21 protein-coding genes are annotated in these 20,088 nt (G+C 71.8%); 8 read left to right on the top strand and 13 right to left on the bottom strand.

The window, feature by feature from the left end:
- Positions 1 to 282: 282 nt before the first annotated feature.
- The 5 genes from KBX50_RS29865 to KBX50_RS29850 all read right to left on the bottom strand — a co-directional run bounded on the left by KBX50_RS29865 (position 283) and on the right by KBX50_RS29850 (position 3,750).
- A complete protein-coding gene (locus tag KBX50_RS29865) occupies positions 283 to 621 on the bottom strand; it encodes a DUF1416 domain-containing protein (RefSeq protein ID WP_210941203.1) in 339 nt (112 codons plus the stop codon).
- Between the two features lies 1 nt (position 622).
- On the bottom strand, positions 623 to 1,471 hold the full coding sequence (locus tag KBX50_RS29860) for a sulfurtransferase (RefSeq protein ID WP_210941202.1): 849 nt from the start codon (positions 1,469 to 1,471) through the stop codon (positions 623 to 625).
- A 209-nt stretch (positions 1,472 to 1,680) separates the two neighbouring features.
- The gene (locus KBX50_RS33895) at positions 1,681 to 1,758 is read right to left on the bottom strand and encodes an Ms5788A family Cys-rich leader peptide (protein ID WP_311202345.1); all 78 of its coding nucleotides are present in this window, start codon (positions 1,756 to 1,758) and stop codon (positions 1,681 to 1,683) included.
- Between the two features lie 72 nt (positions 1,759 to 1,830).
- Positions 1,831 to 2,616, bottom strand: a complete 786-nt coding sequence (locus KBX50_RS29855) for a DUF2993 domain-containing protein (RefSeq protein WP_210941201.1) — start codon at positions 2,614 to 2,616, stop codon at positions 1,831 to 1,833.
- A 105-nt stretch (positions 2,617 to 2,721) separates the two neighbouring features.
- Positions 2,722 to 3,750: a hypothetical protein gene (locus KBX50_RS29850; RefSeq protein WP_210941200.1), complete on the bottom strand. Its 1,029-nt coding sequence runs from the start codon at positions 3,748 to 3,750 to the stop codon at positions 2,722 to 2,724.
- 247 nt (positions 3,751 to 3,997) lie between these two features.
- Between KBX50_RS29850 and KBX50_RS29845 the strand changes: the two genes are divergently transcribed.
- The 3 genes from KBX50_RS29845 to mshD all read left to right on the top strand — a co-directional run bounded on the left by KBX50_RS29845 (position 3,998) and on the right by mshD (position 6,669).
- Positions 3,998 to 4,741, top strand: a complete 744-nt coding sequence (locus tag KBX50_RS29845) for a response regulator transcription factor (protein ID WP_210941199.1) — start codon at positions 3,998 to 4,000, stop codon at positions 4,739 to 4,741.
- Positions 4,742 to 4,812: 71 nt separating this feature from the next.
- On the top strand, positions 4,813 to 5,685 hold the full coding sequence (locus KBX50_RS29840; protein ID WP_210941198.1) for a polysaccharide deacetylase family protein: 873 nt from the start codon (positions 4,813 to 4,815) through the stop codon (positions 5,683 to 5,685).
- A gap of 57 nt (positions 5,686 to 5,742) precedes the next feature.
- The gene (gene mshD / locus KBX50_RS29835) at positions 5,743 to 6,669 is read left to right on the top strand and encodes a mycothiol synthase (protein ID WP_210941197.1); all 927 of its coding nucleotides are present in this window, start codon (positions 5,743 to 5,745) and stop codon (positions 6,667 to 6,669) included.
- Here the strand turns inward: mshD and KBX50_RS29830 are convergent.
- Positions 6,654 to 7,505 carry an NUDIX domain-containing protein gene (locus tag KBX50_RS29830; RefSeq protein ID WP_210941196.1) on the bottom strand — a complete coding sequence of 284 codons (852 nt, stop codon included), beginning with the start codon at positions 7,503 to 7,505 and terminating at the stop codon, positions 6,654 to 6,656. The genes mshD and KBX50_RS29830 overlap by 16 nt on opposite strands.
- Before the next feature lie 77 nt (positions 7,506 to 7,582).
- Between KBX50_RS29830 and KBX50_RS29825 the strand changes: the two genes are divergently transcribed.
- Positions 7,583 to 8,551, top strand: coding sequence for a Gfo/Idh/MocA family protein (locus KBX50_RS29825; RefSeq protein WP_210941195.1), 969 nt, complete (start codon positions 7,583 to 7,585; stop codon positions 8,549 to 8,551).
- A gap of 48 nt (positions 8,552 to 8,599) precedes the next feature.
- Here the strand turns inward: KBX50_RS29825 and KBX50_RS29820 are convergent, their stop codons facing one another.
- From KBX50_RS29820 to KBX50_RS29805, 4 genes are all read right to left on the bottom strand, one after another.
- Positions 8,600 to 9,604 (bottom strand): inorganic phosphate transporter, encoded by a 1,005-nt coding sequence (locus KBX50_RS29820; protein ID WP_093403382.1) that lies wholly within the window; start codon positions 9,602 to 9,604, stop codon positions 8,600 to 8,602.
- Positions 9,605 to 9,608: 4 nt separating this feature from the next.
- Positions 9,609 to 10,235, bottom strand: coding sequence for a DUF47 domain-containing protein (locus tag KBX50_RS29815; protein WP_093403380.1), 627 nt, complete (start codon positions 10,233 to 10,235; stop codon positions 9,609 to 9,611).
- Positions 10,236 to 10,367: 132 nt separating this feature from the next.
- Positions 10,368 to 11,300, bottom strand: coding sequence for a PPK2 family polyphosphate kinase (locus tag KBX50_RS29810; RefSeq protein ID WP_210941194.1), 933 nt, complete (start codon positions 11,298 to 11,300; stop codon positions 10,368 to 10,370).
- Positions 11,301 to 11,401: 101 nt separating this feature from the next.
- Positions 11,402 to 11,908: a DUF402 domain-containing protein gene (locus KBX50_RS29805; RefSeq protein ID WP_210941193.1), complete on the bottom strand. Its 507-nt coding sequence runs from the start codon at positions 11,906 to 11,908 to the stop codon at positions 11,402 to 11,404.
- A 58-nt stretch (positions 11,909 to 11,966) separates the two neighbouring features.
- Here KBX50_RS29805 and KBX50_RS29800 point away from each other — a divergent pair, with 58 nt between their 5' ends.
- On the top strand, positions 11,967 to 14,198 hold the full coding sequence (locus tag KBX50_RS29800) for an ATP-dependent DNA helicase (protein WP_374224752.1): 2,232 nt from the start codon (positions 11,967 to 11,969) through the stop codon (positions 14,196 to 14,198).
- Positions 14,199 to 14,251: 53 nt separating this feature from the next.
- Here the strand turns inward: KBX50_RS29800 and KBX50_RS29795 are convergent, their stop codons facing one another.
- On the bottom strand, positions 14,252 to 15,754 hold the full coding sequence (locus KBX50_RS29795) for an AI-2E family transporter (RefSeq protein ID WP_210941191.1): 1,503 nt from the start codon (positions 15,752 to 15,754) through the stop codon (positions 14,252 to 14,254).
- Here KBX50_RS29795 and KBX50_RS29790 point away from each other — a divergent pair.
- On the top strand, positions 15,717 to 16,055 hold the full coding sequence (locus KBX50_RS29790) for a co-chaperone GroES (RefSeq protein ID WP_093403375.1): 339 nt from the start codon (positions 15,717 to 15,719) through the stop codon (positions 16,053 to 16,055). The two genes, KBX50_RS29795 and KBX50_RS29790, sit on opposite strands and share 38 nt — an antisense overlap.
- A gap of 88 nt (positions 16,056 to 16,143) precedes the next feature.
- The gene (locus KBX50_RS29785) at positions 16,144 to 16,311 is read left to right on the top strand and encodes a hypothetical protein (RefSeq protein ID WP_166458800.1); all 168 of its coding nucleotides are present in this window, start codon (positions 16,144 to 16,146) and stop codon (positions 16,309 to 16,311) included.
- Positions 16,312 to 16,388: 77 nt separating this feature from the next.
- Here KBX50_RS29785 and KBX50_RS29780 read toward each other — a convergent pair whose 3' ends face one another.
- Both KBX50_RS29780 and KBX50_RS29775 read right to left on the bottom strand, forming a co-directional pair.
- Positions 16,389 to 17,885: a PrsW family intramembrane metalloprotease gene (locus tag KBX50_RS29780; protein ID WP_210941215.1), complete on the bottom strand. Its 1,497-nt coding sequence runs from the start codon at positions 17,883 to 17,885 to the stop codon at positions 16,389 to 16,391.
- An 86-nt stretch (positions 17,886 to 17,971) separates the two neighbouring features.
- Positions 17,972 to 19,234 (bottom strand): FUSC family protein, encoded by a 1,263-nt coding sequence (locus KBX50_RS29775; protein WP_210941190.1) that lies wholly within the window; start codon positions 19,232 to 19,234, stop codon positions 17,972 to 17,974.
- Positions 19,235 to 19,343: 109 nt separating this feature from the next.
- Here KBX50_RS29775 and KBX50_RS29770 point away from each other — a divergent pair, with 109 nt between their 5' ends.
- A complete protein-coding gene (locus KBX50_RS29770) occupies positions 19,344 to 19,982 on the top strand; it encodes a metal-dependent phosphohydrolase (protein WP_210941189.1) in 639 nt (212 codons plus the stop codon).
- The last annotated feature ends 106 nt before the right edge of the window (positions 19,983 to 20,088 follow it).

The following is a 20,088-nucleotide window of genomic DNA, read 5'->3' as shown; positions in this document are numbered from 1 at the left end:
CCCCACCGGGAACCCCGCAACGCCCCACCCGGAACCCCGGCAGTTTCAGGGATACTGCTGTATCCGGCGTCCTCGAGGCAGCAACATCAGCAAAGTTGCTGCCTCAGCGCGCAGGGCGGGGCGATGCGCAGCGCAGGGCGGTGCGCACGGCGAGGAGTGCGCAGGGCGGGGGCACGGCGGGGAGTGCGCAGGGCGGGGCGATGCGCACGGCGGGTAGGGCTCAGACGGAGCGTGGCCCGCATTCCTCTTGGGAGGGATGCGGGCCACGAGGCCGATCGGAGCTCAGTCGGTGACGGTGACGGCCACCTCGTTGATGCCGCGGCCGGCGGTCACTGTGGTGTCTCCGTTGCCCTGGCGGGAGAGCGCCCGCAACGTCCAGGCGCCGGGCGCGGCGAAGAAGCGGAACTGGCCGGCCGGCGAGGTCACCACCTCGGCGGTGAACTCACCGGTCGAGTCGAGCAGACGGACGTACGCGCCCGGCACCGCCTCGCCCTCCGCGGAGCGGACGAGGCCGGTGATGACGGTCTCCCGCTCCAGGTCGAGGCCGGCCGGCAGCGGGGCGGCCTGATCGGGAGCCGCGCAGCCGGCGGCGGCGGTGCTTGCTGCGGTGGGTGCGGTCATCTCAGGCCTCCCCCGGCTCATCGCCCAGCGCCACCGGCACACCGACCAGCGAGCCGTACTCGGTCCACGATCCGTCGTAGTTCTTCACGTTGCGGTGGCCGAGCAGCTCCTGGAGCACGAACCAGGTGTGCGACGAACGCTCGCCGATGCGGCAGTAGGCGATGGTCTCCTTGCCGTCGTCCAGCCCGGCCTCGCCGTAGATCTTGCGCAGCTCGTCGTCGGACTTGAACGTGCCGTCCTCGTTGGCCGCCTTCGACCACGGCACGCTGATCGCGGTCGGAATGTGGCCGCCGCGCTGTGCCTGCTCCTGCGGCAGGTGGGCGGGGGCGAGCAGGCGGCCGGCGTACTCGTCGGGGCTACGCACGTCGACCAGGTTCTTGGTGCCGATCGCGTCGACGACCTCGTCCCGGAAGGCTCGGATGCTGGTGTCCGGCTCGCTGGCGACGTACTGCGTCGCCGGGCGGGTCACGGCGTCGGTCACCAGCGGCCGGGCGTCCAGCTCCCACTTCTTACGACCACCGTCGAGCAGCTTGACGTCGCGGTGGCCGTAGAGCTTGAAGTACCAGTACGCGTACGCGGCGAACCAGTTGTTGTTGCCGCCGTAGAGGACGACGATGTCGTCGTTGCCGATGCCCCGCTCGGACAGCAGCGCCTCGAACTGGGTCTTGTTGACGAAGTCCCGGCGGACCGGGTCCTGGAGGTCGTTCTTCCAGTCCAGCTTGATGGCACCGGCGATGTGGCCGGAGTCGTAGGCCGAGGTGTCCTCGTCGACCTCGACGAAGACGACGCCCGGGGCGTCGAGGTTCTTCTCGGCCCACTCGGCCGAGACGAGTGCGGTGTCGCGACTCATCAGATCACTCCCTGGTGAGGATGGATGGTGAGCCAGCGCGCGGAGATCGGGATGTCAAGGTGTCGCACCACGCGCGGGACCCATAGCTCGGAACGGATCACGGGTTCGTGCGACGGCGCCGCTGCCGGGCGTCCGGTGGGGTGCACCGGGAACGAGGTACGCGTGCCCCTGGTGCCTTGGCCGCTAGGCGGCCCGAGCCAGCCCCGCCGTCAGATGACGGGGCGACACAGGCAGGTGGCCACGCGGCACAGGTCGACCGCGCGCCGTTTGGTGAGGAGCGTCCCCATGAGCAGGGAGCCTACCAGCGATCCCAGATATCTCTATCGGGCCGACCAGCATCCGGGACGCCGACCCGGTGGTCAGCCGACCGAGTTGATCGGCACGTCCCGTGCGTCGGCGGTCACCGTCAGCCCCTGCGGCTGCGGCCGGACCTCGCGGACGGTGAGCTGGAACGGCAACTCCGGCAGGGGCACGTCGACCGAGATGCTGCGGGCGAAGTTGCTCACCAGGGTGCGGGCCAACGGCACGTCCGGCAGCCCCTCGGCGTCCAGGTCGTCGAACTGTAGGGCTACCTGCCCCTGCTCACCGACGACGATGTCGGCGGTGCCGGTGACGGTCAACCGCTGGCCGAGGATGTCCACCGGGGCGGTGACGGCGAGCTGCCCGTCCCGCTCACCGAGGGTCAGCCCCTCCCGGTCGAGCAGGGCCGACAGGCTCTGGTAGCTGATGGTGCCGGTGCCGTTGACCGTCTCGGCCACGACCTCACCCTGGCCGGTGCGCAGGGTGTCCAGCGAGGCACGCACGTTTCGGGCGTCGACGTCCAGGCTGGGCAGCGCGACCGCGTCGCCCTGCACCGAGGCCCGCACGTCCCGCAGCTTGATCGAGATGCGCTCGTACCGGCCGTCGAGCACCTGGGTGAGGAACGGGAAGCCGCCCACCTCGACCTCGGGTGGCGAGGATTGGGCGCCCTGCTCGGCGACCTGCTGGCGCACCTCGTCGGCGATGGTGCGCTCGGCCATGCTCGCCGCCACCCGGTCGGCGATGGCGATCAGTCCGGCGAGTACGAGCAGCAGGACGACGAACCCGATCAGCACCTTGCGTCCACGTCGCCGCGGCCGCCGTTCGTACGTCTGCTCCTGCTCCACACCGTCTCCTGTCTCGTCGTACCTCGATGCCGCCAGTGGTGGACCGGTGGTACCCGTGGTCCGGATTCCTCAATCGCGCGGCGGGACGCTCGCCCGCGCTGACGGTCAGAGCACTAGCCGACACATCAGGTACGCGGCTGGCGCCGCCATCGCGACGCCGCCGAGTGGCCCCTGCACGTGCCGTACGGCCCAGACCGACGGCACTTCACCAGCCATCAGTCGGCCCGCCTCCGCGTAGCTCACGGCGAGGTCGGCCAGCACGGCGACGACGGCCGCCACCAGGCCGATGATCGCGGCCCGGGTAGGTGTGAACGGGGTTACCAGGTAGCCCCCGAGAAGCGCGCTGATCAGCGTGCCGACCATCGCGCCGCCGACCACCCCCGCCGCCCCCCTGGGCACCTGGGGCGCCAGCCTCGGCCAGGCCGCGACGGCGTCGGTCACCCGGGCGACGGTGAGCGCCACGCCGGCCGCGGTCAGGCAGACGGCGATCGCCTGGGTACCCGCCGGGATCCGGCTGAGCATGATGAGCGTGGCCAACGCGACCACTCCGAACACGATGGTCGCGGTGGTCCGCAGCGAGTCGGTCACCCGGACCCGGTCCACCCGTCGGACCAGTTGACCGAGCACCGCGGCGAGCACCCCGCCGACCGCGAGGTAGAGCAGCGGCGCCAACCGGGCCTCAGCCGACCGTACGGCCACCACGTCGGCGGCCACCGCGGTCACCGCGCCGACCCCGAGGACGACCGCCAGTGCCGGTGGCCGGGTGACCATGGTCCAGACGAGCACGAACAGCGCCTGCACGGCGAGCACCACGAGGGTGAAGGGCAGCCGGTGCCCGGGAATGGACGTCTGCGCGGCGACGACCAGGCCGAGACCGAGCAGCGCGGCAAAGCCGCCGATGGCGAGGGAGAGCTGCCGGCGTACCTCGACAGGTGGTTCCTCCGCCTCGTCGTCCGCATCCGCCTCGTCGTCGGCGCGGCGAGCCGAACCGCCGCGGCGCAGGCGGCGGGGGCCACGCGAGGGCCGCTCGTCGGTCTCCACGGCCGGACCGGTGCGCGGTGCCGAGCCTCCCGGGGCGGACGGATCCTCGGTCCACGGGTCACGGCCGGTCTCGGGCGAGTTGGAGGGAAACACCCACCGATCGTGCCAGACCAACCTCACATCGCGGGTGCCAGCGTTTCCGCGACGTTAAAACCTGGGCCGCGATCAGGGGCAGATAGGGCAAAGAGGAAACCGCGCCAGGGTCGTACGCGAGCAATCGGTTACGCTCAACGGCGAAACCCGCCCGTCAGCGACGCCGGGACCCACGGAAGTTCCCAGCGCCACACCCCGCAGGAGTGCCGCTGGTCGCGCGCGGCCGCAACGGGCCGCCGGGACGGAGGTGATCGTGGAGATCCTGCTGTTGGTGACGGCACGGGCAGGCGAACCATCCGCAGTGCTACCGGCACTGGACCTGCTGCCGCACTCGGTTCGCACCGCACCGCGCGATGTCCGCACCCTGGTCGCTGGACCGAGCCCGGACGCCGTGCTGGTCGACGCCCGCTCCGAGCTGAGCGAGGCCCGGGCCACCTGCCGGATGCTGCACGCCACCGGGCTCGGCGTGCCGCTGGTCGCGGTGGTCACCGAGGCTGGCTTGATCGCGCTCAACGCCGACTGGGGCGTCGACGACGTCATCCTCGCCTCCGCCGGCCCCGCCGAGGTGGAGGCCCGGCTGCGGCTCGCGGTCGGCAGGCTGAGCAACGCGACCGCCGGTGCGGGCGGATCCATCCGGGCCGGCGAGCTGATGATCGATCCGGACACTTACGCGGCGAAGCTCAAGGGCCGCCCACTCGACCTCACCTACAAGGAGTTCGAGCTGCTGAAGTTCCTCGCCCAGCACCCGGGGCGGGTGTTCACCCGCGACCAGCTGCTGCGCGAGGTGTGGGGTTACGACTACTTCGGCGGCACTCGGACGGTCGACGTGCACGTGCGTCGCCTGCGCGCCAAGCTCGGCTCCGAGTACGAGTCGATGATCGGCACCGTCCGGCAGGTGGGTTACAAGTTCGTGGTGCCATCGTCACGGACCTTGCCGGAGGCCGCCGAGCACGCGCCGCTACCGATGCGGGCCCTCACCGTCGAAGGCTAATTTCCTATATGCCCCTTTTGGTCGACTAGTGCGCCTTATGGTGACTGCCAGTTGACCAGCGGGGGGCATCGGTGGGCGGTAACCAGGTGGGGGCGGCACGGGCCGTCGGGATCATCACGCTCGTGGTGACGGCGGTCCTCGGCTCGGCGTACCTGCTCGGACGAAGCCTGGTGCCGGAGGCCTCGCGGACCGACACCGCCGTCACCGCGACCGGCGCCGATCACCCCGAGTACGCGGACCAGTCGGCCCCCATCGACGCCGAGCCCGACGCCACCCGCTCACCCGACGCCGGGCCGGACGGGTCGCAGCACACCGACGAGCAGGGGCAGGACCCGACCGTCGGCCCGATGGGCACCCGAGTGAGCACCGGCAGCGCCGGTGTCGCGCTCACCTTCGACGACGGACCGCACCCCGACTACACCCCTCAGGTCCTCGCGATCCTGCGTGAGTACCACGTCACGGCCACCTTCTGCGTGGTCGGCAAGAACGCCCAGGCGTACCCCTGGCTCGTCGAGCAGATCGTCGCCGAGGGACACACCCTCTGCAATCACAGCTGGGACCATGACGTCGCCCTCGGTGCCCGGTCGGCCGAGTGGATCCGCGCCGACCTGTTGCGGACCAGCGAGGCGATCCGCGCCGCCGTGCCCGACGCGCCGATCGCCTGGTACCGGCAGCCCGGCGGCGCCTGGACCTACTCGGTCATCTCCGTCTCCCGTGACCTCGGCATGGCACCGCTGCACTGGACGCTGGACCCGTCCGACTGGCGGGCGCCGGGCGCCACCCGGATCGCCGCCTCCGTGATCAACGGGGTACGACCCGGCTCGATCGTCCTGCTGCACGACGCGGGCGGCGACCGTCAGGGCACCGTCAACTCGTTGTACCGGATCCTGCCGGAGCTGGCCGGCCGGTTCGACGTTCAGGCGTTGCCACCGCGCGGCCTGTGACGGGGGTACCAACCGTCCCTCCGGGCGGCGCACCTCCGGTGCGGTTACGGTGATGCGATGAGCAGCACCCAGTCGGGCATCGACCAGGTCAGCCGCGTCGACCGACTCGGCCCGGCGGAGATCACCGAAGTGCTGGCGCTCGCCCGGACGGCCGGCGACGCCGACGGGGCGGACCCGATGGACGAGCACGTGCTGCTCCGCCTGCGCGACGAGCACGCTGCCGCGAGCCACCTGGTTGCCCGTTCCACCGACGGCACGCTCACCGGGTACGCGCACCTCGACACGACCGACCCCGACAGCGGCGTCGGCGTGGAGCTGATGGTGCACCCGGCGTACCGGCGGCGCGGTACCGGACGGGCGCTGGCCCGGGGGGTGCTGGCCACTGCCGCCGGGCCGCTGCGGGCGTGGGCGCACGGCGACCACCCCTCGGCCGCTGCCCTCGCGGTCGACCTCGGATTTCACCGCGCCCGGGTGCTCTGGCAGCTACGTCGACCGCTCGCCGCGCCGCTGCCCGAACCGCGCCTGCCCGACGGGGTGACGCTGCGCGCGTTCCGCCCCGGCAGCGACGACGAGGCCTGGTTGACGCTCAACGCGCGGGCCTTCGCCGACCATCCGGAGCAGGGCCGGTGGACCGCCGATGACCTGCGGGTACGCCTCACCGAACCGTGGTTCGACCCGGCCGGCTTCCTGCTCGCCGTCGAGTCGGCGACCGGCCGGCTGCTCGGCTTCCACTGGACCAAGGTGCACGAGCGACCCGGCTCCGCCCGCATCGGTGAGGTGTACGTGCTCGGGGTGGAGCCCGCCGCGCACGGCGGCGGGCTCGGCCGGGCCCTGACCAGGGCCGGGCTGGCGTACCTGCGCGACCGACGCGGACTGGACCGGGTGATGCTCTACGTCGACGAGTCGAACACCGGCGCGGTGGCGCTCTACGAGCGGCTCGGCTTCGCCCGCTGGTCCGCCCATGTCAACTACCAGCTCGGCTGATCCGGTCGAGGCAGGTAGAACCGGGGCCGGTCGGGGTCGGAAAGATCCAGCCGGGGCGTGATCGGGGTGACCGCGTCGCGGTCCGCCGCCGCCGCTGCCACCGCGGCGAGATCGGTGCAGGCGGCCATCTCGCCGAGGGTGACCAGGGTCGGCGGAAGCATGGTCAGGTCGCCGGCCACCGCCTGCCGGCCTGCCTCGACGGGCCGGACCCACAGCGTGTGGTCGGCCTCACCGGAGACGTCGCGGGTCCGCTGTCCCTCGGGCAGCAGCGCCACGAAGAAGTACGTGTCGAACCGACGTGGCTCGAACTCCGGGGTCACCCAGCGGCTCCACGGCAGCAGCAGGTCCGACCGGAGGGTGAGCCCGCGCCCGGCGAGCAGGTCGGCGAAGCCGGTTCGCCGCTGTTCCAGGTCGGCCCGGGCGGCCTCCCAGCCGTCGTCGCTGACATCGCCGACGACCCGCGTCGCGTCCGGCCCGGCGAGCAGCACCCCCGCCTCCTCGAAGACCTCGCGGGCCGCCGCGCAGACCACCGCCTGCGCCGCCGCCGGGGCCAGCCCGAGGCGTACCCCCCAGTCCGCCGGTGGCGGGCCGGCCCAGTCCAGGTGGGTGGTGGAGTCTGAGGGGTCCACTCCACCGCCGGGGAAGGCGTACATGCCGCCGAACGCCATCGCCGCGACCCGGCGGATCAGGTAGACCTCGAAGCCCTCGTCGGCCGGGCGGAGCAGCAGCACGGTGGCGGCCACCCTGGGTACCGCCGGCACCGCGCCGGAGGCCCGGAACCGGCGGGCGTGCTCCACCAGCGCGGGCGGCACCGGGAAGCCACTGTCGATCGTCATACGCCGAGACTAGGCCCTTGGTCCCGACCCGTGGATGCCCAGTACAGCCCGCTGCTGATCTTCGGTAGCGTCGCGCCATGACTCGTTGGGGCATCCTGGCCACCGGCCACATCGCCGCCCGCTTCGCCGAGGACCTCCGGCTGGTGCCGGGGGCCGAGCTTGTCGCGGTCGGTTCCCGCACCGCCGAGACCGCGGCACGCTTCGCGGACCGGCACGGCGTACCACGGGCGTACGGCTCCTGGGCGGAACTGGCTGCGGACGCCGACGTCGATGTGATCTACGTCGCCACTCCGCACGCCGCCCACCACGAGGCGGCCCTGACCTGCCTCACCGCCGGCCGGCCGGTGCTGGTGGAGAAGCCGTTCACCCTCGACCTGGCCACCAGCACCGAACTCATCGACACCGCCCGCGCCGCCGGGGTCTTCCTCATGGAGGCGATGTGGATGCGGTGCAACCCGCTCATCCGGCGGGCCTGCCAGCTGATCGCCGACCGCGCGATCGGCACCCTGACCGGGGTCCGGGCCGACTTCGGCGTGGCCGGCCCTTTCCCGCCCGAGCACCGGATGCGCGCCCGGGCGCTGGGCGGCGGCGCTCTGCTGGATCTCGGCGTCTACCCGATCAGCCTGGCTCACCTGCTGCTGGGCGCGCCGCAGCACGTACGGTCCTGGGCGAAGCTGGGTCCGGAGGGCACGGACGAGAACACCGGCCTGGTCTTCGGCTACGACTCCGGTGCCGTGGCCACGTTGAGCTGCGGCATGGTGGGGGCCACCGGGCTCACCGCCTCGATCACCGGCAGCACCGGACGGATCGATCTACCCGAGCCGTTCTTCCGACCCAACGGGTTCACCCTGTACCGGGGCGACGCGGAGCCGGAGACGATCACCGAGGAGCTGGTTGGCTCGGGCTACCAGCACGAGGCCATCGAGGTGCAGCGGTGCCTGGCCGAGGGGCTGACCGAGAGCCCGTTGGTACCGCACTCGGCCACCCTGGAGATCATGGGCCTGCTGGACGACATCCGCGCCCAGATCGGCGTCTCCTACATCTGACGGCCGGTCAGCGGGCCCCTGGCCGCCCCAGGGGCCCGCTGACACAGCTCAGCTGAAGATCGGACGGACCAGGAAGTACATCAGGGCACCGATCGAGCCGGCCGCCGGGAAGGTCAGGATCCAGGCGCCGATGATGTTGCCGGCCACGCCCCAGCGCACGGCGGAGAGCCGCTTGGTGGCGCCGACACCCATGATCGCCGAGGTGATCGTGTGCGTGGTCGAGATCGGCGCACCGAGCACCAGGGCGTTGAAGTAGAGCACGCCGCTGGCCACGGTCTCGGCCGCGAATCCCTCCGGCGGGCGCAGGTCGATGATCTTCCGCCCCAGGGTCCGGATGATCCGCCAGCCGCCGGCGTAGGTGCCGGCCGCCAGCACGGCCGCCGAGGTCCAGAACGCCCACTCCGGGATGTAGGTGGCATCGTCCTGGTAGCCGCCCACGAAGAGGGCGAGCACCACGATGCCGATGGTCTTGGCTGCGTCCTGCATGCCGTGGCCGACCGACATGGCCGCCGCCGAGGCGGTCTGTGCCCAGCGGAAACCGCGGTTGAGTTTGCCCGGGTGCCCGTTCCGGAAGACCCACTGCACCGCGATCATCACGATGTAGCCGAGGATGAAGCCGACCATCGGCGACAGGATCATCGGGATGATCACGCTCTCGCCGATCCCGGTCCAGAGCACGGTGCCGGAGGCGGCCACGGTCGAGCCGACCAGGCCACCGATCAGGGCGTGCGAGGACGACGAGGGCAGGCCGAAGTACCAGGTGATGAGGTTCCAGGTGATCGCGCCGATCACGCCGGCGAAGACGATGCCGAGGCTGGAGACGCCGGTGGGCAGCTCGACCAGGCCGCTGCCGACGGTCTTGGCGACCTCGGCGCCGAAGTGGGCGCCGATGAAGTTGCCGACCGCGGCCATGGCCAGGGCGACCCGGGGTGTCAGCGCCCGGGTGGAGATGCTGGTCGCGATCGCGTTGGCGGCGTCGTGGAAGCCGTTGGTGTAGTCGAACACCAGGGCCACCCCGATCACCGCCAGCACGGCGATGAGCTCGGGACTCACAGGATCAGGACTCCTTGACCGCGATGGTCTCGACCGTGTTGGCGACGTGCTCGAAGGCGTCGCAGGCGGCCTCCAGCTCGTCGGCGACCTCCTTCATCTTCAGCACGGTCAGCGCGTCGTACTCACCGGAGAAGAGCCGCACCAGCAGCATCCGGTAGGCCTGGTCGCCGTCGTTCTCCAGCCGGTTGATCTCGATCCAGTAATCCTCAAGATCCTTCATCGACTTGAGCCGGGGCATCGCGTCGGCGGTCAGCTTCGCCTGCTGGTCGAGCACGTGCACCAGCTCGTGCATCTCCCGGGGCAGCGACGGCAGCTTGGTCAGCCCGTAGAGGTAGAGCAGGTTGCCCACCGCCTCCAGGTGGTCCATCACGTCGTCCAGGAGGGAACCGAGCCGGTAGATGTCCTCGCGGTCGAAGGGCGTGACGAAGGTGGAGTTGATCTTCTTGTACAGATCGTGGGTGATCTGGTCGCTGTCGTGCTCCACCTCGGTGAGCCGTTCGCTCACCGACTGCACCTCGACATCGGGCAGGGCCAGCTCGTTGAGCAGCTCGGTACCCCGGACCAGATTCTGCGCGGCCCTGGTGAAGAGCTCGTAGAAAGCGCCCTCGTTGGGGCGGAAGGAAAACCTCACAGCACGGACCTCGTCGTGTCGGGTGGAAGGGGTGGCGGCCGTCGCTTCGGCGCCCTGCTGAGGGAATGCTAGGGAACCGTCAGATCGGCGATTATTCGGCCCACCCCTGGCCAGATAGCATTCACCGCTCGTTCAACTTCCGTTCACCTTCACCGGCCCCGTGGTTCCCAGCAGTCGCTCGCGTTCCCGCTCGATGTCGAAGTCGGCTGGCGGATACCCCAGATCAAGAGTGTCGAACGTCTCACGCAGCAGGTGCGCCACCGCCCAGTCCCGGTACCACTTGCGGTCCGCCGGCACCACGTACCACGGCACCAGGTCCGTACCGCACCTGGCGAGCACCTCGGCGTACGCGGCCTGGTAGTCGTCCCACCTGGCCCGGGCGTCGACGTCGGACGGGTGGTACTTCCAGTGCTTGGTCGGATCGTCCAGGCGGGCCAGCAGCCGCTCTGCCTGCTCGGCGTTCGAGATGTGCAGGAAAACCTTGACCACGGTCACCCCGGCGTCGGTCAACTCCCGCTCGAACTCGCCGATCTCCGCGTACCGGGGTCGCCAGACCTCCTCCGGAGCCCGCTCCTGGACCCGGGGCACCAGCACGTCCTCGTAGTGCGAGCGGTTGAAGACCCCCAGGTTGCCCGGCGGCGGCAGGGCCCGGCGGATCCGCCACAGGAAGTGGTGCCGCAGTTCCTCGGCGGTCGGCGGGCCGAACGCCCGGATGTGCACGCCGAGCGGATTCATCGCCCCGACCACCCGCTTGACCGTGCCGTCCTTGCCACCGCAGTCCATCGCCTGGAGCACCAGCAGCACCCGCCGGCCGGCACCCGGGTCGACCTTCGCGCCGGCGAAGAGCATCTCCTGCTGCCGGGCCAGCCCCGCACCCAGCCGGGCGAGCTGACGGCGGGCCCAGGTCTTGCGGTCCGGCCCGGTCACCTCCGGGCCGGGCAACCCCGGAGTCGAGCGGGGATCGATCTCCGCTAGGTCCACCGGGCCACCGGGCCGTACCCGGAGCAGGTCGCGTACCGCGCCGCCGGTCGGCGCCACCACGTCAAAGCCACCGTCGTCCACCATCGGAGCATCATCACCCGGCGGCCGCCGGTCCGCGCGGCGGAGTCGCATCGTGCCGGGGACGGGGCCGGCGATGCCGGGGACGGTCCGTGCGCCGGCAGCGGTCAGACCACCAGGGCCAGCCACTTGCGGTACGAGGTGGCGAAGGGCTCCGTGCCATCCCCGAGCGCGCCCAACAGCCAGCGCGCCGCCGCCTCGGCCTCCACCACCAGGTCATCGGGATACCCGAAGCGGGCCCGGTGCTCGGCGAACTCGTCCTCGTCGCGCAGCTCGACCAGGCCGGTCTCGCGACGCCGGACCACGTCCAGGTCGAGGTCGATCAGATGAACAGTGTCCTCGCCCTCCCACCGGGCCGGGCTGGCGATGTCGCAGTAGACCTCGCTGGTCCGGGGCGGCGGGTTGAACATGCCTGTCCACCAGGCGTGGTGGGGCACCAGCAGCACGAAGGGAATCTGCTCGACCGACGGCCGGCCGTGGTAGACCGAGCTGGTGCCGGCCGGCACGCCGAGCCAGATGCCGAGGTCGTCCTCGGCCAACCGACGGGCCGGGTAGTCGCGGTGGGCGCTGCCGTCGAACTTGCGGTAGATCACACGGATCACGTCGCTCGGCATGAGTCGCACCCTAGCCGATTCCGCCCACGCCTCGCCGTCAGGAAGTTAGCCGGACGACATGGCGATATTCCGTGCCGCGCGACCGCGACACGGCCTGCTCGGTACCGACCGCGTCCGCCCCGGCGGGTACCGTGCCACGGTGACTCCGCCCCGCACCGCCACCGCCACCGGCACCGCCCGCGACAAGGCACGTCGGCGGGGCGACCGGCCGGGCGGAGCCGAGCTGTTGTCCGCTGCGGTCGGCGCCGTCCCCGGCGGCACGGCCCGTCCGGGCCAACAGCGGATGACCGCGGCGATCGAGGAATGCGTCAGCACCGGTGACCACCTGCTGGTGCAGGCCGGCACGGGCACCGGCAAGTCCCTGGCGTACCTCGCCCCGGCGTTGACTGTGGACGGCCCCGTGGTGGTCTCCACCGCCACCCTGGCGTTGCAGTCCCAGCTGGTGGAGCACGACCTGCCCCGGTTGGCCGACGCCGTCGAACCGTTGCTCCGACGCCGCCCCACGTTCGCCGTGCTGAAGGGCCGCCACCACTACCTCTGCCTCGCCCGGCTGGAGAACTCCACGGCGGACGAGCCGGAGGACACCCTCTTCGACGCCCCGGCCGAGCGCCCCGGCGGCACCCGCTGGCTCGGTGAGGCAGGCCGGCTGGGCAAGCAGGTTCAGCGCCTGCGGGACTGGGCCCTGGAGACCGACACCGGTGACCGCGACGAGTTGGACCCGGGCGTCGACGACCAGACGTGGCGGCTGGTCTCCATGCCCGCCCGCGAGTGTGTCGGCGCGTCCCGCTGCCCGTACGGTGCGGAGTGCTTCGCCGAGGCGTCCCGGGCCCGGGCCCGGGAGGCGGACATCGTGGTGACCAATCACAGCCTGCTCGCGGTCGACATGCTCGCCGGCCGACACATCGTCCCGCCGCACCGGCTGTTGGTCGTCGATGAGGCCCACGAACTGGCGGACCGGGTCTCCTCGGCAGCCCAGGCGGAGCTGACCCCGGAGCTGATCGACAGGTCCGCCCGGCGGGCGCGGCCGCTGCTGCGCCCGGAGACGGCCGAAGCGCTGACCGCATCGGGTGACGCCCTCGCGGTCGGGTTGGCCGAGGCACCGGTCGGGCGGATCACGAGCGGGCTGCCCGGCCCGCTGCGGGAGGCCTGCACGCTGTTGGACGCCGCCACCCGTACCGCCCTGGACAGCATCGGCGACGTCAAGGCCGACGACCCCGACCCGGTACGCAAGCAGCAGGCCAAGGCTGTCCTCGACGAGTTGTCCACCACCGCTCAGCGGTTGCTGGAGGAGGCCGAGCACGACGTGGCCTGGGTGGAGCGCAACGACGTGACCGGACGGCGGGCACTCGTGGTGGCGCCGCTCTCGGTCGCCGGCACCCTGGCCACCCACCTCTACGACGAGCGGACCGTGGTGGCCACCTCGGCCACGCTCGCGCTCGGCGGGCGGTTCGACACGGTCGCCCGGGCACTGGGCCTCGACTCGCCTCCGCCCGGCCCCCCGTCGCCGGCCGCCGCCGCCCTCGCCCAGACCACCCGGCGACCGTCCACGCCGGACGTTCCGGCGCGTGCTACGACACCGCCCCCGCCGGACCCCGCCGACGGGTTGACGGACTCCGGGCTCGGGTGGCGTTCACTGGACGTTGGCTCGCCGTTCGACTATCCCCGGCAGGGCATCCTCTACGTGGCCGCCCACCTGCCCCGCCCGGGGGCTTCCGGGCTGCCCGAGGCTGCCGGGGAGGAACTGCTCGCGCTGGTCACCGCGCTCGGCGGGCGTACGCTCGGGCTCTTCTCCTCTCGCCGGGCCGCGCAGCAGGCGGCGGAGCTGCTGCGCGCCCGGACCGACCTGCCGGTGCTGCTTCAGGGTGAGGAGACACTGCCGCTGCTGGTCCGACGTTTCCGCGAGGAACGGTCGAGCTGCCTGTTCGGGGTGATGTCGTTGTGGCAGGGCGTCGACGTTCCCGGCGATTCGTGCCAGCTGGTGGTGATCGACCGGCTTCCGTTTCCTCGCCCCGACGAACCGCTCGCTGCGGCCCGGGCGGCGGCGGTCGACGCGCAGGGCGGCTCCGGCTTTGCCGCGGTGAGCGTCCCGATCGCGGCGGTTCGGCTCGCCCAGGGCGTGGGCCGGTTGATCCGGGCCAGCGGTGACCGGGGCGTGGTGGCGGTGCTCGACTCCCGACTGGAGACCGCCCGCAGCTACGGCTCGTTCCTCCGCCGCTCGTTGCCCCCGTTCTGGTACACGACCCGCCCGGAGGTGGCCCGGGGCGCGCTGACCCGCCTCGCGGCGAGCTGAGCGGGCTGACGGCGCAGCCCGGCGACCGCCGGCCACACGTGGCGCGGTCGGGGTCAGGGTGCCCGGGAGGCGACGACCACGGCGTCGGGCGGGGTGTCCGGAACGCGCCGGGCGGCGAGGCGGCGTACCGCCGTGTTGAGCACCGCGATGATGGGCACCGCCACCAGGGCGCCGGTGATCCCGGCGAGGACGACGCCGGCCGCCAAACCGATGATCACTGCGAGCGGGTGGATGGCGACCGCCCTACCCATGATCAGCGGCTGGAGGATGTGCCCCTCCACCTGCTGCACGCCGATCACCACGCCCAGGATGATCAACGCGGTCACCGGGCCGCTGTCGACCAACGCCACCAGCACCGCCACACCCCCGGAGAGGGTCGCACCGACGATCGGGATGAACGCGCCGAGGAAGACCAGGGCGGCCAGCGGAAAGGCGAACGGGATGTCGAAGACGACCAGGAAGATGCCGATGCCGACGGCGTCGATGAAGGCGACCAGCACCGTCGCCCGGACGTAGGCGACAAGCGTCGCCCAGGCGGCCCGACCGGCGTCGTCGACCTTCCAGCGTGCGGCAACGGGCAGCAGCCGGACCAGGAACCGCCAGATGATGTTGCCGTCGCGCAGGAAGAAGAAGGTGGCGAAGAGGACCAGCACCGTGCCGGTCAGCACCTCGGCCAGGGTGGCGGCGGTGGAGAGGGCACCGCTGGTGAACCGCTCGGTGTTGTTGTCGACCCACCGCTGGGTCTCCTCGATGTACCGGTCGAGGTCGTTGTCGGACAGGTGCAGCGGCCCGGTCTTGAGCCACTCTTGGATCTGTTGCAACCCCTGGGTCGACTTCGCGGTCAGTTCCGGAACGCCCTTGATGAACTCGTTGACCACCAGGGTGAGCGTGCCGATCACCGCGGCCAGCCCGGTCACCAGCACCACCGCGGTCGCCAGAGATCGCGGCAGGCGGGCCCGCAGCAGCCAGCCGACCGCGGGTGCCAGCAGCGCCGACAGCAGCAGCGCCACCGCCAACGGGATGATCACGATGCTGATCGTGCCGACGAGCTTCAGCAGCGCCCAGAAGACGATGCCAATGACGATCAGCCGCCAGCACCACGCGGCGGCGATCCGCAGTGCGTGCGGCACGTCGGCGTCGTCCCGACTGGAGGTGGAGTTGTGCAGCGGGGTGGGCGTCTCGGCACCGACCACCGTCGCCGCCGCCGGCGCTACCGGCCCAGGGCTCGACGGCGACGCCAGGCCGGGCGGCTCCGAGACATCGGCGGGACTCTGGCGACCCGCTCTGACCGATTCCCGGCCCGACTCGTACGCGCGACGCAGCCGTCCGCGTATCCGCTCGAAGCGGCTCAAGCGCACCTCCCGGCAGATCGGCCTGCGCACTGCGTCAGGTCGGACAGGATACGCCCGACCAGGCAACGGTAGGACGAATTCGCCACCCACAGTGCCCCGCCCGGCCGGTCCGCTAACCCGGTGACCACCGACGGCCCACGGCGGACGACACGGTAGCGTCTGCGGCGTGACCGCCGATCCGAACCTCGACTCCGGCCTGCCCATCCGGCTGCTGCACGACCGCGTGCTGGTGCGGATGGAGGGCAGCGAAGGCGAGCGGCGTTCCAGCGCCGGCATCGTGATTCCTGCCACCGCGGCGGTGGGCAAACGCCTGGCGTGGGCCACCGCCGTCGGGGTCGGGCCCAACGTACGCTCCATCGTCTCCGGCGACCGGGTGCTCTTCGACCCCGATGACCGATCCGAGGTCGAGCTGCACGGCCGTGGCTACGTGCTGCTGCGCGAACGCGACGTGCACGCGGTGGCCGCCGAGCGGATCGAGGAGAACGCGACAGGTCTCTACCTCTGACCGGCTTCGGGCCCCTCGAACGGCCCGCGCGTCGTTTGCCGCGCTCCCCGGCGGGAAGCCAGCCGCACCACCGGCCTGGGGAGGGACGATGCCGGTATTCGTGAAAAAGGTGCTGGCCTGGGGAAGCCTCGCGTTTCTGATCTACTTCATGGCGTTCCGGCCGGAGGGCGCCGCACAGATGTTCAAGGCCATCGGTGCGGCCCTGATGATGATGGCCCAGGGGCTCGGAGACTTCCTCACCAGCCTGATGACGTGAGCCCAGCGAGCGGTCGGCCCGGTCACCTGTTGGTCGGCCCGGTCACCGGCCGGGCCGGAACCGGGCCGACGGGACGCTCAGCGGTGGCCGGGTGGCCAGGGGGCAGCGGGACGGGGGCCGTACCAGCCGGGGTGGCCGTAGCCAGTGGGAAACGGGGGCGGCGGGGGCGGCGGGGTGAGCACCACCGGGATCGGGACCACCGGCTCCTCGGGGGCCTCCACCGCCCGCTGCGAACCGTCCGGGAACCGCAGGTGGTAGCGGTGCCCGTCCCAGACGCCGACCGGTGACTGCGGGTCCCGGCCCACGAAGTACGACCGGTACGCGGCGATGGAGTGGAGCAGTTGCTGTTCCTCCCGGACCGTCCGGTCCCGGTCGACGGGGCGTCGGTCCAGACCTCGGGTGGCGCCGTCCCGGAGCAGCGCCAACCGGGTCGCCGCGAACTGGTAGCCGCGCATCGCCCGTAGACCCGCGTCGCCGGCCACCCGCCGGGCCCACACCCGGGCCGCGTGTCGGCGGCCGAGGCTGCTCAACGCGGCCACCTCAGGTGGTGTGAGCCAACCGGCCCGGACGTAGTCCGGCAGCACCCGCTCGGTGAGCCGTCCCTCCCAGGCCCGCAGCCACACCGCCAGGCCGACCATGCCGAAGAAGATCGGGACCATCACACCGACGAAGCCGAAGAGCGAGATCAGCACCTGACCGGTGGCCTGGGTCAACGTCGGCAGCAGGTTCCACGTCCCGTGCAGCATCATCGCCAGCAGCAGCCCGGCGACCGGGGCGAAAAAGCGCACCCGACGGTCCGCCGACCGTGCGGCGATACCGAGCCCGATACCGGCCATCGAGGTGAACAGCGGATGGGCGAACCCGAAGAGCAGGATCCGGACGATGAAGATGGCGATGACCTGTTGCGCTCCGGTGGCCGGCCCGTACTGCTCGACCCCCGAGGCGTAGCCGTACCCGCCCAGGTAGAGGATGTTCTCCACCATGGCGAAGCCGATCGCGGACAGCCCGCAGTAGACGAGGCCGTCGGTGATGCCCGACCACTCCCGCCGTCGGAAGATCAACAGCAGGATCGGGCCGAGAGTCTTGGTCAGTTCCTCGATGAAGGGCGCGACCAGAACGGCGGTGAGAGCGACGGGCAGGCCCTGGTCCTCGAACCAGCCGGCCGCCGTCTCGTTCACCGTCAGGGAGGCCGCGGTGGCGACGAAGGCACCCCAGGCGAAGCAGAAGACCAGGTACTTCAACGGCTCGGGCTCGTAGCGGTCGAGCCACAGGAAGCAGGCCACCAGGACCGGGACCGGCAGCACCGCCGCGGCGGTACCGACCAGCAGCGCCTCCGGGCCGAGGCTGGTGCCGAGCGTGAAGAGCATGAAGATCGCGCAGGCCGCGATCAGGATGATCACCCCGATGAGCACCAGCGCCCGTCGCCAGCTGAGGCGGCGTCGCGGCATTCCGGGTACGCCACCCTCTGCGCCTGGAGCGACGGGCACGGACGGCGACGGCGGCAGCGCTCCGCCGGACGGGGTGACGGCCATGCGGTCAGCGTAGTCATGCCCGGCCCGTCGGGCCGGGCGCATGGCCACCCCGAGGACTTGGAGCGACCGGCATTAGGGCGGTGCCAGGGCGCGCGCCGCAGCCCCGCCAGTCCTATTGCCGGTCGCTCTTAGCCGACGGGGGGTGCGGTGGGCCGCTGTACGGCCGGTTCCGGCCCGGCCGGTGCCCCCGGTCGGTCCAGTTCACCGAAGGAGCGCCGCACCAGCCGGTTCGCCTCCTCCTGGCTGATGCCGGAGGCCACCAAGAGATCACTTGCGGTGGTACGCACCTGGGCCACCACGACACTGCCGGAGAACCCCACCCCGTCGCCGTACGCCCGGCCGGCCTCGCTGACCGCGCGCAGCGACCGTTCCCGGGCCTGTTCGGGCTCCTCGCCCTGAGCGAACTCCTTCTGAAGCAGGCGCACCGCCTCGGCCAGGTGACCGACGGCGTCCGACATCGGTTCCGGCACCGGCTCGTCGTCCTCCACCAGGGTCACCGCACGCCGGATCAGGGTGCCGCTGTTGCGCATCGCCCGGTCGATCGGTTCGGCCGCCTCCGCGTAGTGGGTGAGTTCGCTGCGCCGATGCCACCGCGCCGGGGAGAGCAGCGCGGTCTCCTTGGCACCCTCGATCGCCTCGGAGAAGGTGGCCAGTTCCTCCTTGTTGTCGCGCAGCCGGTCCAGCGCACTCTGGATCTTGCCTGCATCGCGCTCCCGCAGCCCGTCGGCGGCGGCATCGAGCTGGGCGGCGAGCAGGTCCAGCGCCGGCCGGGCCGCCCGGTTGAGCACCCGCAGCGGGTTGAGCGGCAGCAGGATCGCGGTGACCAGCAGCGCGATGCTGCCGCCGACGATCGCGTCGATGAACCGGGGTAATTCCAGATCCTCCACCGACGGGCTGAGCGTCACGATCAGCACCGCGGTCGCCGCGGCCTGGATGACGATGGCGACGCTGCCCCCGGCGAAGACGGTCAGCACGATGGCGGAGGTCACCACCAGCCCGAGCTGCCACGGCCCGGTGCCGAGCAAATAGATCAGCAGGTCGCCGACGAACACCCCGACGCCCACCCCGAGGATCAACTCGATGGTCCGGCGGAACCGCTGCCCCACCGAGACGGCCAGGGTGCCGACGGCGGAGATCGGGGCGAAGACCGGTTGCGGGTTGCCCAGCAGCTCATGCGCGGCCACCCAGGACAGGCCGGCGGCCAGACCCGCCTGCGCGGCCAGGCCGAGTGACAGGCGCACCCGGTGCAGACGGTCGCGCAGGGTCGCCTTGCTCCGGTGATGCAGTTGCGCCATGGTCCCGGCGATCCGGGCCGTGTCCACGTCGGACCGGCCGTCGCGCGCGCCGTCTCGGCGCAGCAGCCGAGAAAGTCCGCGCCGGGCCACCGTCATGGCCGGGACTACCCACCTGACGCCCGGACATTCCCGCCGAAGCGGCACATCGCTCCGGACGGGCGGCACCAGATCACGGCTCCTCGCCGGATCGGGCAGACTCGGGCCGGTGACAGGGTTGATCGCACGATGGCGTACCGCCGCCCGGGCTGCCGGAGCGGGTGACCCCGCGTCGGTCGAGGCCACCGGGGCGGAGTTGCTCGAACGGTGGCGGGAGCCCCACCGGCACTACCACACGATCGCGCACCTGGCCGCCATGCTCGACGTGATCGATCGGTACGCCTCGACCGCGTCTCGACCCGATCTGGTGCGACTCGCCGCGTGGTGCCACGACGCGGTGTACGACCCCCGCGCGTCGGGCGACCGGAACGAGCGGGACAGCGCGGCGCTCGCCGACGCCCTGCTCACCCGGTTGGGGCTGCCTCCCGCCGAGGTGGCCGAGGTGAAGCGACTGGTCCTGCTCACCGCCGGCCATGCGGTGGATCTCACGGACGCCGACGGCGCGCTGCTCTGCGACGCCGACCTGGCCGTGCTGGCCGCCTCACCGCCGGAGTACGACAGGTACGCCGCCGCGATCCGCCGGGAGTACGCCCACGTGCCCGAGCCGGACTACCGGGCCGGCCGGGCCCGGGTGCTCGCCGGCCTGCTCGCCCTGCCCTCCCTGTACCGCATCCCCGCGTTGGCCGCCCGCTGGACCCACCCCGCCCACACCAACCTCACCCGCGAACTGACCCACCTCACCCCCTGACAAACCCCGCCCCGCCCCGCCCCGCCCCGCCCCGCCCCGCCGATCATGCAGTTGTGGCCGGCGTTAAGGGCGCTTCATCCGCTTTGATACGTGCCACCACAGCCTG

The organism is Micromonospora sp. C51, from assembly GCF_018070435.1.
Taxonomy (GTDB): domain Bacteria; phylum Actinomycetota; class Actinomycetes; order Mycobacteriales; family Micromonosporaceae; genus Micromonospora; species Micromonospora sediminimaris.
Note: the sequence above shows the minus strand (reverse complement) of the source record. Positions and strands in the feature narration are given on the sequence as shown.